This window comes from Nostoc sp. (genome assembly GCF_036916655.1).
Taxonomy (GTDB): domain Bacteria; phylum Cyanobacteriota; class Cyanobacteriia; order Cyanobacteriales; family Nostocaceae; genus Nostoc.
Genome location: NZ_JBALFY010000024.1, coordinates 76,470 through 89,191, shown reverse-complemented (window position 1 = coordinate 89,191; position 12,722 = coordinate 76,470). Strand labels below are relative to the sequence as shown.

The following is a 12,722-nucleotide window of genomic DNA, read 5'->3' as shown; positions in this document are numbered from 1 at the left end:
TAATTGGGAAGTGGTTATTTGAGACTTAAGATGCAATCCTAAATCCCAGTTTTCCTACTTCCCACTCCCTAGTTTCTAACTCTGGCAATCAACCACCAGCGGCAAAAGTCACCATAATTATCACTGAAAGTAAAATACCGGGGGTAAGTAGTGTTGCTAGCATTAACAGGTCGTGGGTAGTCATAATTATTACTTTGGTAGTGTGTTTAACTTTACAGTAATCACTGTTATGCTAGTCTAAATAAGGCTGATACGGCATTCTTAAATAGAGTTTTAACTTTTCTTTCTTTACATTTACTCTGGCAAGGTCAATCCTTTTAGTGATTGAGAAGTTTCTGTCTTCTGTAAACCTTTGCTCTGAATTAAGACTCCAAAGCCGCCTAAGCCTGTGGGATCTATAAGTTGGTGTAGTGCGTCCCGCCGCTGTAGTAACTGTGAGAGGGGTTGCTTTTGATCGGAAAGGGCCGCAATACGATCGCCTAACCCCAACGCCATTAAAAACAATCCCTGCTGGATAAAACCAATATTCTCTAAATTACACTTCTCGCCCCAGCGCTCTAAAGCCGTAAAGTCAACGTGGGCAGTAATATCTTGCCTGCCAATATTAATGTAGGGGTTGTCATGGAAACGATGATGGTAATAACACTGTAGTGTTCCTTGCGATCGCCTGGGATTATAGTAACGACTGGCGGGGTAGCCATAATCAATTGTTAGCACATAGCCGCGCTGTAAGCGGTCTGCTACTATACTCAACCAGTTTAAAGCAGCTAAATTAATTTCACTACGGTAGCCATCTGGATAAGCACTTTCGGTTAAGTCGATTCCCAGTAAATCTAAATATTCAGTTAGTTGGGGCGTTGAAGGTTCCTCTGTGACTTCTATAAATGATGCGTATGGGGCATTGGTTTCTTGCTCATTCGGATCTGTGGTTACATAAATTTCTCGGAGTTTCCCCATTTCTAGGATAAATTGATGCACGGGGAACGCATCTACTAACTCGTTAGAAAAAAAGCAGCCTGCGATCGCATTAGGTGGTATTTCCTCTAAACTACACCAATGCACGGGTAAATCTTGCAAACGTTGCTGCTGTTCTTCTCTTAAAGTTGGTGACTTTTCAACAATGATGTACTCCAGCGCGGTAAAAAAATCTGGGTAGTGCAGCTGATGATATTTCAGGATATGCAATGCTAGCAGTCCTTGACCTGCTCCCATTTCTACCAGAGAAAAGGGTACAGGTTTTCCTAAAATCTCCCACATTTGCAAAAATTGTTCTGCTAGTAACTCGCCAAAGTCAGCACAGAGGTTAGGAGAGGTAAAAAAATCACCACCCTGAAAGCCAATTTTGACAGCATCGCTGGAATAGTAGCCATGTTCAGAGTGGTATAGTGCCATATCCATAAATTCAGCAAAAGTAATTCGCTGCTGTGGACTGGTGGTAATGTGATGAGCGATCGCAGCACACAATGCTGGATTTGAATCCATAAAATTTCAGGTTTGAGATTTGGGGAGTAGAGAAAATTAATGAATTATGAATGATGCAAAACAAAATTCATAATTCAAAATTTCTCTAGCGGTCTACAAACCCCATAATATCGACCACTGTGCTATGAGCGCTGGCATTTATTGACAGACAAAATTTGAGAAGTTTGCGGTTTCATGCGATCGCCCAGCGGTATCATGAAATCGTTATTTTGTCAATACTTCCTTCAAAGCAAAAATCGACGGTGCAAAGAAGTAGCCGCCACCAGTAGGAATTACCCAATCTTCAGGTGCAGTTAACTCCTTAGTTCGAGGTTTACCTTGGTCATCCTCAAGGTGGATGTAGAATTTGCGTGTGCGATCGCCATTTGGTTTGTTATTTTCACTTTGACCAATAATTGGATCGTGACCAAGAGTTAACTTACCTTCAAACTCGTGGCCGGTAGCCGCCTCCTCACTGAACTTTGCATTGTTAACCCAATTCTGGGTTACAAACTCAAACTGGTCTACAATCGATGTCTGATAAGCTAAAAAGTGAAGACCACGGTCAACAAACTTCTCATCTTGTAGTGGATTGTTCGGCGTCGAAGCAGACACCGGGCCATAAGGAATACCGCGACGGAGTAAGCGGTGTGTTTGAGTGGTCACTTCACTGCGGTCAATCTCTTCGGGACCAGGGCCTCCACCTTCTGGTGTTTTGTCATTACGTGGATAAGTCTTGCGGGTATGGGCAATAAAGGGACAGCGCAGACCCGTTGCATCCTTGGAAGGTGGAACTACATCGTTTTTGAAGAAATAATCCTTCGGTGGATCATCACCGTTGAATTCAAAATCATTGTTCGCATCGTCATTATCACCCAATTGTGGGGCATCTTTTTCGGGCGTGCGGACAGTGGGAGCGCCACTAGGCCAGCGACCAATCAGCTTTGCGCTCACCTTTCGCGGGTCAGTGTTTAGCTCGGCAGCATTTTCGTGTAAGAAATCATGGAATTTGTATACATCTTGACGCAATCGGCGGAATACAAGGTAAGAGCCATCATTCGCCCAGTGTAGTCCTGCTGATACAACCTGACCTTTGCTATCTTCCAAGGTTTTAGCATCATTGTTTTGACCTTCATAGCCAAAAACAAACTCTCCTGGCCAGAGAAGATCCTGTCCTGGTTTGCCCTGATTTTTATTCTCTGGGTTCTGCCGAGGAGTGAGAAGTTCTTTGGGATTATCAGCAACCCGGCCACGAATACCAGGTTGTGATATTCCATCCAGGTTGCCAAAATGCTCATGTCCAGTCAGAGGTGGGGGTAAATTGGCTCCTTCTTCCAAGAAGGTAATTTTGGCTCCACTGCTCTTGGGCTTGCCATGCTCGTCTGTAAATACCACAATGCTTTCTAAGATCCGTGATACTTCTGCCAACAAGTCCGCGCGCTCGTCGCTGGCAATGATGAAAACCACATCAGTTTTGCCATTATCCGGCCCACCCACGACCCAGCCAATAGGTTTACCATCTTTGTCTACCGGGTCGTTCAAATCAACAGCGCGTGCTGCTAGCCCAGCTTTAAAGGAATCATCCGTAAATGAGTCGGCATCATTGGTTAGTTTCTTCAGCCCCTCAAAGGAGAAAGCTATATTGACCCAGGTTGCCTTAACAGCACCTTCGCGGCCTCGTCGTTTTCTGGCGGACTTGAATAAGCGGTTAAAGGCAATCACTTCTGAGGCGGTGGCAACGAAGTCAATTTGTGACTTCAGCCAGTGCTTGAAGGCTTTGGGATTTTCAATTTCTAGGAACAAAAGGGCCTGGTAATCTTTATTGAACCCACCGAGAATGTTGCCTTGGATGTTATTAACATTGAGAATAGGCTCATTAGGCGCAGCGACGTAGAAGAGTTCGTTTGTCTGTTGACCTTCTAACGGATCAGGAGCAGGTGCTTCACGAATGATTTGTTGGGTCATAATCAAAGTCCTGTTGATAGAAAAGCCTATTGGCTATTCCAGAATAAAAACATGGAATCAGGTATCGCTAATGGGAACCTGTGTTAACTTATCGGAGGTAGTTAAAAGATTTATGCAGCAATTCTATCCATATTTAATGGTTAGGAAGTTTGTGTTGTGTAAATAAATTATACAAATTATAGATATTGTCATAAATTGTAGTATGGCGTGAGTTACAGATGTCTGCCTCAACCCTGTGACACACAAAATTAAAGAAGAAGAATTTTGATTATAGTAGCTAAGTTCAATAATATAGCGATTTTTAATGTACCTAAGACACTGCTATGTAAAACTGACAAATCACGTTATATCAGGTACAAACAGATTGTTAAACTGGTCGCAATCGAAAACCAGAGTACCATTCTTGGCAAATACGCTAAAACCATCTAAAAATTCTATCACTGCTTCATTATCTGCATGAGGTCGATTTTGCTCATCAAGCAGCAATTTATGTGGACGTTGACAGGTGAAACAGAAATCTTGAAAAAAGAATGTCCAACCACACTCAGAAACGTATCTTTTTAATGTGTCCCATAAGTCTTTTTCTATGAAGCATTCTAGCTCAGAGGTGCAGAAGTCCAACAATCCACAAACACTACATATCGTATCTGGTGAGACTAAACCTGATGCCAAATAGAACCAAAATTGCTCTATATTCCTTTGCTGATTGGGTTTAGCAAATTTCCAGATTAAAGATGATTTTTCACTATCGCGTAGGCTTCCAGGTATCAGATTATTGAGCGGTGAGCAGAATCTTAATTGCTTCTGCAAAATGTTCCATAGCTCAATGTCAAACTGCTGTCCAACAATTTCAATCAGCGGATAAACAATATGTCTGTGAAAAGAATTACAAAGCAATCCTTTGAGTAATTGATTTTTAACTTTCCTAATGATGTTATTCAGCTTACGTTGATTGAATAAATTTGCAGCTGGATGAATATGGCTGATAAAGTTGAGATTAGCCACATGAAGCGGACTTTCAAAATAGTATATTTCAGGTATTTCTGCGTTTGATATTTTCTTGTAAACTGCCTCGATTGCGGAAAAAGCTCTCGCTTTATCAACTGCCTGAGTTGAGATTGCTATTAAATACCACTTCATTCGATAGTCAGTAATCAGAGCTTCTTGCTGTCCTGTCAACTCAAAAATCTTTGACATCCCTTAGTGTACTTAATAAGATTACCCATTTAACTATCCAACTAGCCAAAGTTAGAACATTAGGCGTTGATTTTAACTATTGCGATCGCAATCCTCAGCCCAATTATTGCCTCTAAGGAAACTTCCCATACATTACGCTGTATTCATTTTTAATTTTCAATTTTTAATTTTTAATTCCGCCTTGCGGTACTAGCCACTCACCAATGACACCAGCACGCCATTAGGATCGCGGACACGAGCGAGGGTTTGTCCCCAAGGCTGGGCTTTAGGAGCATCTAATGCTTTTGCACCAGCCCCGATCGCTCTCATGTAAGCACTGCCAACATCAGGAGTGATAAATGATATCTCGATTAATGTCGGTGGTTGTGTGGCATCGTTGGTATGGAAGCCGCCAGGAAATAATTTTTGGGCTTCGTTACTAGAAGAAAAAGCTAGTGTGGTGTTTCCGGTTTCGATTTCAGCCCAGGTAAACTGCCCCCTCTCTTGGAGAGTGCGACGAACCAGACCAAATGCTTTTTCGTAAAACTCAACGGTTTTAACTACATCCTCAACCCAGATGACCGTGAAACCAAATTTCATAATTCTTTCTCCTAATTAGAAAAATCAAATTGAGTATTTTCAACCCACGGAGGTGGGTAAAGCCTCGTATAGACGCGGTTTCTAACCGCCCTTTTAACTTTCTAGTATGTAAGGGGCTGTTGCTAGAGTTTGTGCCCCTGTTTGCATCATTTCTATATCTGATGGCGACCAATAATGAGGCCCTTGACAATGATGTGCTGCTAGCAATCCCCATAATCCTCTGGGAATCAAAATTGGTACAACCAGATTAGCGCGAACCTGCATATTGCGGAGAAAATCTCGATGACAAGATTCGATTGGCTCTAATTCAATATCAGCGATCGCCTTTACCCGTCCTGCCAAGTATAAAGCAGCATACTCGTCATTAAAACAACTATCTGGGCCAGTGGAACCAAGTATTGAAAATTCTTTAGAACTCAAGGATTCAAAAGTCACTTGTCCTTGCCACTGCTCGTAAAAATAATACAACACCACCCGATCAACCTGAAGCGATTCTCTGAGTTGATTGGTTGTTTGCCGCACTAACTCATCGCGCTGCATTGTTTTAACAAGGCGATCGAGCAATTTTTGCAAACCCTGTTCACGGCGATCGCGGCTATGGTTAAATTCGGAGTGAGGATGAATTTGCACGGTTGTAAAATTATGACTAAGTAAATGCTGCTGGATTTATATAGTAATTTATTAGACCTTATTTAAATACATTTTTGTATTTATAGCAGTAATTCCATTTTAACGGAAGTTAATACTAGTCAACCTGTTGGCTGAATTTAAACTAAATTCTTAAGAAATTATAATTTTTAATTTGTACCAAAAAGAATTCCCAATTATAAATTTAAAATTAAGAATTTTAGAAATTTACAAATAATATGCTCAGTTTGCATAAATAACATTGTGTGAATTTCCTTCAATGTTACACGCGATCGCTAATTCAGCAATATACCACGTTGCGTTTTTGGGAATGTATGCCATTGTTTAGAAAACCAAAATTTTCTCTGAATCATGCTATCACTGACGATTAATATTAAGTACTTTAATTACATTTGCGCTCGTCAAGTTTGTGAATTTTGAACTATATAATTGCTCAACTTAAGTATTAAATAAAAAGATTACCAATATTTAGGAAAAGCAAAGACGTGAACCGTTTCCAAAAGCTATCCTCAATTGTACTCCTGCTATTAACCTTCACTTATCCACCTGCTTTAGCTGAAGCTAAGGATAATACTCTAAATAATGTTCTCAATCAACAGAGTATTGACGCACAGACAAAATTAGTTGGAGAGCAAAGTGAAGAAATTTTGTTAGCTCACAGACGTACTCGACGACGTTATCATAGACGGCAACGGACTGGAAGATATTATTATCAACGCCAGCAAAATCGACGATATTACTATAGACGACGCTATCGCTCTATAGGTTATCACGGACAAGGATATCGTCATGGAGAATGGGAACTTGTGCGCGATCGTCATGGACGATTAATGTATGATTGGCAGCGTTAATAGTAAGCTTTACACTCAATTTTTCTAAATAATCTTTATGCGTAAATCCTAATGTAGGCAAATTTGTTCGAGATAATTCAGGAGGCACGAGGGAACCTACATAAAATTTATCTTGGACAACCTGCTCTTGATATCTTGTGGCACTCCGCTCCACCCAACCTACGTCTAATGCACTCTCTGCCGTGGTTTCCGTTAGGATAACGCCATAATACACTCTACATATAGTAGCTAATACTACGCTACAGCAATCGGGCGTTAGCACGCTAGCAAAATCAGCACATAATACATACAGCTAGCGTCCACCAAAAGCCACTCATGCCGCAAAATAACCAAACCGCCGTCGAATTCCGCCATGTTACTTTTAGCCGTAACCATCGCCCATTGGTGTCAAATCTCAACTTCAGCATCCGTCAAGGAGAAGCACTGGTATTACTTGGGCGCAGTGGTAGCGGCAAAACCACCACAATGAAGTTAATTAATCGCCTATTTATACCCACACAAGGCGAAGTTTTATTTGATGGTATTCCCACAACTCAATGGGATGAAATTAAGCTGCGGCGAAAAATTGGTTACGTCATTCAAGAAATTGGTTTATTTCCTCATTTCACTGTAGAACGCAATGTAGGTTTAGTTCCTTCTTTAGAAGGTTGGCAACCAAAACAAATTAAAACGCGGGTTTATGAATTGTTGCAATTAGTAGGCTTAGAACCAGCACAATTCGCTGGGCGTTACCCACACGAACTTTCGGGAGGGCAAAGGCAAAGAGTCGGTGTAGCCAGGGCTTTAGCAGCAGATCCGCCAGTGTTGTTGATGGATGAACCCTTTGGCGCACTCGATCCGATTACACGCCTAGAATTGCAACAAGAATTTCGGCATTTGCAGCAAGAGTTAGGTAAGACAGTGGTTTTCGTCACCCATGATATTCAAGAAGCCTTAGTTTTGGCATCCAGAATTGGTTTAATGTATGGCGGAGAATTGGTAGTATTGGGGACGACAGATGAATTTATGCGATCGCAACATCCAGAAAGTCTCGCCTTTCTGCAATGTCTGCATTCCCTACAAGATACTTTATGAAAAATTTCTTCCTGGTTAAGTATGCCCCAGAAATTCTTCAGCATACTCTCGAACATCTATTTTTAGTAGGAATCGCTATCGGAATTGCCATACTTGTAGGCATCCCATTAGGTATTTTAATTACACGTAAAACTTATCTCCGCCAACCAATTCTCGGCATAGCAAATGTTCTCCAAACTATTCCTAGTTTGGCACTCTTTGGTTTACTCATTCCTGTTCCCATAATTGGCGGAATTGGTGCAGTCCCAGCAATTGTTGCCCTGACTGTATATTCCTTGCTGCCGATAATTCGTAATACTTACACAGGCATTACTAGCGTCGATCCAGCGATTCGAGAAGCTGGCAGAGGTATGGGAATGACAGATAGACAATTGTTATTACAAGTTGAGATTCCCTTGGCAATGGGAATAATTTTGGCAGGTGTGCGAGTAGCAACAGTAATCGCCATAGGTATTGCAACTATTGCAGCAGCGATTGGTGCTGGTGGTTTGGGAGTGTTTATTTTTCGCGGCATATCTGTAGTTAACAATCAGTTAATTTTAGCTGGTGCAGTTCCGGCGGCAGTAATTGCATTACTGGCTGACTTTGCAATTGGCTGGTTGGAGAATAAATTAAAAATTAAAAATTAAGCCCTGGCGACTAGAAGTCGCGCCTACACAAACAAAACCCACCTGCGTGGGTTAAAAATCCTTGATTTTGTATTAGTCCACGGAGGTGGACTACCCTGCGGGAAGCCGCAAAGCGTCTATGTTTATGTAGTAGCGAATTCTATGAGACTGTTGGCAAATTAATAGGGAATTTAACCCATCATTCCTCATTACTCTGATTTCAGTCCGTTTCAACGGACTTGAACTTATTAGCCCGAAATTTATTTCAGGGCGGGAAAGCAACGCCAAACCAATGTTTTAGGGGTGAGGGTCGAAGCCACCGTGAATTGACCAATAGTCTCATAGAATTCGCCCAATACTTGTAATACATCCTCTAAAATTTAATTTATAAATGGTCTGTCATGAAAAGATTTTTCACACTTTGCTGTTTAACTTTGACTTTGTTACTGCTAATCACTAGCTGCACACCAAATTTAAATAGTAATAACAGTGGTAATATAATTGTTGCTTCCAAAGATTTTACCGAACAAGATATTTTAGGTGAACTGTTAGCACAGCAAATCGAGGCAACAACTAATTTAAAAGTAGCTCGTCGCCCTCGTCTGGGTGGTTCATTTGTTTGTCATAGCGCTATTACTGCTGGCAAAATTGATGCTTATATTGAGTATACAGGCACAGCTTTTACTGCAATTTTAAAGCAGAAGGCAGTTAACGATCCGAAAGAAGTTTATGAAAGATTAAAACAAGCATACTCTCAGCAATTTAAGCTGGAGGTAATGCCAAGTTTGGGTTTTGAAAATACTTTTGCGATGATTGTTCGGGGTGAGGATGCCAAACGCTACAACATTCAAACTCTCTCGGAAGCTACTCAATATACACCGCAGTGGCGTGGCGGTTTCGGCTACGAATTTTTAGAACGGGAAGATGGTTTTCCAGGATTAGCTAAAACTTACAATTTACGTTTTGCTAAATCTCCCCAAATTATGGACTTGGGTTTAATATATCGCGCTTTGATTCAAAAACAAGTGGATATGGTAGCGGGTAATTCCACTGACGGACAGATTTCTCGCTTAGGTTTAGTTGTACTTAAAGATGATAAACATTATTTTCCACCTTACGAAACTGTGCCAATTGTTCGACAAGAAATATTAAAAAAGTATCCCGAATTAAAAACAGCGATCGCTTCCCTTGCTGGAAAGATTTCAGCAGATGAAATGCGGCAGTTAAACTATTTAGTTGAGGGTGAATTACGGGATATTAAAGATGTTGTCCAAGAGTTTCGTAAATTGAAGGGATTAAAATAAAACGCACCAAAATGAGATGGTGCGTTACAGAAGAATTAATAAGTCTACTGTTGTCCACGCAAAAAGTTCTTTAACCACCTAATGACTTCACTTGTTGTTTGCTCATTAGCCATTTGGAGACATTGCTGCACAATTTCTCTGACGTTAGGAAAGTAGCTGCTTTCTGTAAGCACATAACTTTCTCCCTGCAATCGATAAATTAATAACCGATTACTCTTTAATATCCAAACTTCTGGCACTCGATATGGCAAGAAATCATTAATGTCGGTGTAGCTTGTTACATCGATTTCAATTGCTAAATCTGGTGGTGGATCTGACTCCCAATCAATTCTATTTTTGCCTACTACGGCTCTGCAATTTTCAATGTAAAAACAAAAGTCTGGCTCAATACCACTAATTTCTGGCAAACTCATGGTAATGGGCGTAAATGACTCGTATATGCGGTTTAAGTGGTCAAGTAGAGCTATTACTATCAATGCCAGCAAACTCGCATCTCTTCCATGTTCTGGTAGCGGTGCCATCAGTAAAATTTCTCCAAGGCGATATTTAATCCGAGGCGAGGAGCGATCGCCTAGTTGCTGACTCAATACTTGATAGTCTTGCCAGTTTCCCAAAAGTTTCAACACCGCGCCAGGTGGTAACTCAATTCTTTGTGGTGTAATTACGGTATCCATATTAGCCACATTGTAGATATTACCAGCATTTTTACATGGAAGATGAGCGATCGCCAGATTCATGAATTCAATGAAGGGATGAGGCAGTAAAGAAGATGAGGACAATAACTACTGCCTAATGCTCTTATTGATTTTGAATTGTTGACTCTGCGTAGCTGCTGGTACCAAACTCGTTTGCCCGTGCGCTAGGTACTAGTGTCCAGCCTGCTTTGATCAGTTTTTGATAAGTTGCCCAACCTTTAGAACCACCTTGTATTTTATAATCTGGGGCTGCCAAATGTCCAAAAGCTGTGTAGGGACGCCAAGGTTGATTGGGTTCTGCCTGCAAATACAAAATTTTTTCTCCGTCGCCACTAGACTTAGATAACCAGCACATTTGTCGAGGCATTGCAAACTCCTTTACTTTTTGCTAACAAGCATGATAACAGACTTTTGTCAAGAATATTCTCACCCTTGTGGGGTAATTTTTTGCCTAATATCTTTAGACAAATGTAATTAAGTTTTATCCTGTAAGGGATAATTGCTTAAAAAGTCATACCTTGGAAGACTGCTGCTAGTAGTACATCTTGATAAACGGCTTCGCCACACCTTCTTAATTAGGTGAGATTTTTCTAATGTTATCCGCGTTTTTTGCGATCGTGTGTAACAATAACTACTGTTTTGACTGAGGCTCGTAATCTGATGCCACCCATATCGCCTGTGCTGAAAGAAGTCAGGCTGATGTATTTCTCGCAACAGATAATAACTAGTAGTGCAGAATTAAATATACATTTGTCATTGCGAATGAAGCGTACCCCTACGGGGATCTTGCTACGCGGTAGCGTCTCGTAGAGAAGCGAAATGTTCGCCCTTGGCGTTCCCGCAGGGTAGCAATCGCAAAGGTTTGGGATTGCTTCACTACATATCATTTCGTACCCTTCTCTACGAGAGGCTGCGCCAACGGGAACGCCAAGGGCGAACACAATGACATAAATAATTTTGCGTAACTACTTAGACTCTTCAAAAAAGCCCAAAAAACCCTCAATTAATTAAATATTAAATAGAATAGGACTTAGCTAAGGCTAAATTTATCGTAAATTCAAGGGTTTAAGACCCCTGCTCAAAACACTTGTAGAGACGGCGTATCGCGTCTCGAAAACTGTCGGGATTTAAATCCCCGCCGGAAATGCCTTCAATTTTGAATTGTTAAATACCCGACTTATTCAAAAAATCAGGTATCTGGACAGCAACTTGGGTTATTAGAAGGATGGAGCGTACAATTTATCGCTGACAATCTCGCGAATTGTCTCTACTAGTTGGCTGTATGCAAAGTTAGATAAAACTGGTTTTGCTGTTTGCAAGTGAATTGGTCGATCTAAATCAATCCATGACTTACAGCCGCCGTACTTAGCGTAATAGGGAATTTCTTGCTCTTGGGGTAGGTTGTAAGTCCGCAGGAGGAGAATATAAAGGGGTTGACGTGGTTTCCATTTGAGGCGATCGCTAATAAAATGCTCGTTCCAAATATGGAAAGGAAGCAAGGTGTTGACAATAGATTCGTCACTCACTGGCAAAATATCGGTAATTTCAGCCCAACTGCCGATGCGAACTGTTTCAGGATGCCAGCCTGATGTTACTGGATAGACACTATTGGCATACTCAGCTTTCAGCATGAAAGCTTGTTGATGTTCATAAGTGGGGTAAAGCAAAATTTGCTTGTGGGCAACTTGGAAATGTCCATTTCGTTCATGGATACCGCCTTTGCGGAGCAACATAATTGTTTTGCCACTTTCCAAGGCATTTACGGCAACTGCCCATTCTTTGAGGGCATGAAAAGTTGTAGTCAATTCCATCAGCATCTACTGTAACTCTGATTTAATTTGAAGCTAAAACCGATAAAGTATGAACCTATCCAAGGGAATGAATTAGGAATCAGTTAAAGTTTTTGCTAACCATCTAAAGTATGAACAAGTGATTGAGGCTTGCGATCGCTCCCTAACCAAACAAGCGCTAGAAAAACTGCGTCCTATAGCCCTTCTTTATAATTGTACCTTTGCTCAGTTAGCTTGGGACTGGTTAATTGCTCAATCACAAACAAATGCGTAGACGCACAGCGGCTTGTCGCCAGACATCGCTGGGGCACGTTATCCTGAACAACAACGCCTTAGCCGCCCAAATCAAGCTTTCTGTCGCCGAATTGGCAGAAATTGTTCCCATCTTGATTACAATCAAATTATGTGGAATTGCTGACAATACAAATTGCTGAGTCATGCTGATCTCTCCAAGATCCCTTTAATTTTCTTAGAAAGAAGGCTAGGGATCAAATTTATAGCTTTAGATTGCAAAATCTAACAAAACATCAACTTTAGTAAACCAAGGGTT

14 protein-coding genes are annotated in these 12,722 nt (G+C 41.1%); 5 read left to right on the top strand and 9 right to left on the bottom strand.

The window, feature by feature from the left end; all coding sequences use genetic code 11:
* Positions 1-294: 294 nt before the first annotated feature.
* The 5 genes from V7L31_RS06805 to V7L31_RS06785 all read right to left on the bottom strand — a co-directional run bounded on the left by V7L31_RS06805 (position 295) and on the right by V7L31_RS06785 (position 5,832).
* The gene (locus tag V7L31_RS06805) at positions 295-1,482 is read right to left on the bottom strand and encodes a class I SAM-dependent methyltransferase (RefSeq protein WP_334695535.1); all 1,188 of its coding nucleotides are present in this window, start codon (positions 1,480-1,482) and stop codon (positions 295-297) included.
* Positions 1,483-1,686: 204 nt separating this feature from the next.
* A complete protein-coding gene (locus V7L31_RS06800) occupies positions 1,687-3,426 on the bottom strand; it encodes a Dyp-type peroxidase (protein ID WP_334695534.1) in 1,740 nt (579 codons plus the stop codon).
* A gap of 339 nt (positions 3,427-3,765) precedes the next feature.
* Positions 3,766-4,623, bottom strand: a complete 858-nt coding sequence (locus V7L31_RS06795) for a hypothetical protein (RefSeq protein WP_334695533.1) — start codon at positions 4,621-4,623, stop codon at positions 3,766-3,768.
* Positions 4,624-4,812: 189 nt separating this feature from the next.
* Positions 4,813-5,202 (bottom strand): VOC family protein, encoded by a 390-nt coding sequence (locus tag V7L31_RS06790; RefSeq protein ID WP_334695532.1) that lies wholly within the window; start codon positions 5,200-5,202, stop codon positions 4,813-4,815.
* 93 nt (positions 5,203-5,295) lie between these two features.
* A complete protein-coding gene (locus V7L31_RS06785) occupies positions 5,296-5,832 on the bottom strand; it encodes a GAF domain-containing protein (RefSeq protein WP_334695531.1) in 537 nt (178 codons plus the stop codon).
* Positions 5,833-6,335: 503 nt separating this feature from the next.
* Here V7L31_RS06785 and V7L31_RS06780 point away from each other — a divergent pair.
* From V7L31_RS06780 to V7L31_RS06765, 4 genes are all read left to right on the top strand, one after another.
* Positions 6,336-6,701: a hypothetical protein gene (locus tag V7L31_RS06780; RefSeq protein ID WP_334695530.1), complete on the top strand. Its 366-nt coding sequence runs from the start codon at positions 6,336-6,338 to the stop codon at positions 6,699-6,701.
* Between the two features lie 315 nt (positions 6,702-7,016).
* Positions 7,017-7,775 (top strand): ATP-binding cassette domain-containing protein, encoded by a 759-nt coding sequence (locus tag V7L31_RS06775; RefSeq protein WP_334695529.1) that lies wholly within the window; start codon positions 7,017-7,019, stop codon positions 7,773-7,775.
* A complete protein-coding gene (locus tag V7L31_RS06770; RefSeq protein WP_334695528.1) occupies positions 7,772-8,404 on the top strand; it encodes an ABC transporter permease in 633 nt (210 codons plus the stop codon). Before V7L31_RS06775 ends, V7L31_RS06770 begins: the two co-directional genes overlap by 4 nt.
* Positions 8,405-8,784: 380 nt before the next feature.
* Entirely contained in the window at positions 8,785-9,687 is a 903-nt protein-coding gene (locus V7L31_RS06765; RefSeq protein ID WP_334695527.1) for a glycine betaine ABC transporter substrate-binding protein, read from the top strand.
* Between the two features lie 44 nt (positions 9,688-9,731).
* Here the strand turns inward: V7L31_RS06765 and V7L31_RS06760 are convergent, their stop codons facing one another.
* From V7L31_RS06760 to V7L31_RS06745, 4 genes are all read right to left on the bottom strand, one after another.
* The gene (locus tag V7L31_RS06760) at positions 9,732-10,361 is read right to left on the bottom strand and encodes a Uma2 family endonuclease (protein ID WP_334695578.1); all 630 of its coding nucleotides are present in this window, start codon (positions 10,359-10,361) and stop codon (positions 9,732-9,734) included.
* Positions 10,362-10,485: 124 nt separating this feature from the next.
* Entirely contained in the window at positions 10,486-10,749 is a 264-nt protein-coding gene (locus V7L31_RS06755; RefSeq protein WP_334695526.1) for a hypothetical protein, read from the bottom strand.
* A 229-nt stretch (positions 10,750-10,978) separates the two neighbouring features.
* Positions 10,979-11,269 carry a hypothetical protein gene (locus V7L31_RS06750; protein ID WP_334695525.1) on the bottom strand — a complete coding sequence of 97 codons (291 nt, stop codon included), beginning with the start codon at positions 11,267-11,269 and terminating at the stop codon, positions 10,979-10,981.
* A gap of 330 nt (positions 11,270-11,599) precedes the next feature.
* Entirely contained in the window at positions 11,600-12,199 is a 600-nt protein-coding gene (locus V7L31_RS06745; RefSeq protein ID WP_334695524.1) for a DUF1802 family protein, read from the bottom strand.
* A gap of 239 nt (positions 12,200-12,438) precedes the next feature.
* On the opposite strand from V7L31_RS06745, the gene V7L31_RS06740 reads away from it, so the two are divergent.
* Complete coding sequence (locus V7L31_RS06740) at positions 12,439-12,606, top strand: hypothetical protein (RefSeq protein WP_334695523.1); 168 nt, start codon at positions 12,439-12,441, stop codon at positions 12,604-12,606.
* Positions 12,607-12,722 lie beyond the last annotated feature (116 nt).

Excerpts from the sequence above, each read along its gene's own strand:
- V7L31_RS06805 (WP_334695535.1), bottom strand. The coding sequence starts at position 1,482 with ATGGATTCAAATCCAGCATTGTGTGCTGCGATCGCTCATCACATTACC.
- V7L31_RS06800 (WP_334695534.1), bottom strand. The coding sequence starts at position 3,426 with ATGACCCAACAAATCATTCGTGAAGCACCTGCTCCTGATCCGTTAGAA.
- V7L31_RS06795 (WP_334695533.1), bottom strand. The coding sequence starts at position 4,623 with ATGTCAAAGATTTTTGAGTTGACAGGACAGCAAGAAGCTCTGATTACT.
- V7L31_RS06790 (WP_334695532.1), bottom strand. The coding sequence starts at position 5,202 with ATGAAATTTGGTTTCACGGTCATCTGGGTTGAGGATGTAGTTAAAACC.
- V7L31_RS06775 (WP_334695529.1), top strand. The coding sequence starts at position 7,017 with ATGCCGCAAAATAACCAAACCGCCGTCGAATTCCGCCATGTTACTTTT.
- V7L31_RS06770 (WP_334695528.1), top strand. The coding sequence starts at position 7,772 with ATGAAAAATTTCTTCCTGGTTAAGTATGCCCCAGAAATTCTTCAGCAT.
- V7L31_RS06765 (WP_334695527.1), top strand. The coding sequence starts at position 8,785 with ATGAAAAGATTTTTCACACTTTGCTGTTTAACTTTGACTTTGTTACTG.
- V7L31_RS06760 (WP_334695578.1), bottom strand. The coding sequence starts at position 10,361 with ATGGATACCGTAATTACACCACAAAGAATTGAGTTACCACCTGGCGCG.
- V7L31_RS06755 (WP_334695526.1), bottom strand. The coding sequence starts at position 10,749 with ATGCCTCGACAAATGTGCTGGTTATCTAAGTCTAGTGGCGACGGAGAA.
- V7L31_RS06750 (WP_334695525.1), bottom strand. The coding sequence starts at position 11,269 with ATGATATGTAGTGAAGCAATCCCAAACCTTTGCGATTGCTACCCTGCG.
- V7L31_RS06745 (WP_334695524.1), bottom strand. The coding sequence starts at position 12,199 with ATGCTGATGGAATTGACTACAACTTTTCATGCCCTCAAAGAATGGGCA.
- V7L31_RS06740 (WP_334695523.1), top strand. The coding sequence starts at position 12,439 with ATGCGTAGACGCACAGCGGCTTGTCGCCAGACATCGCTGGGGCACGTT.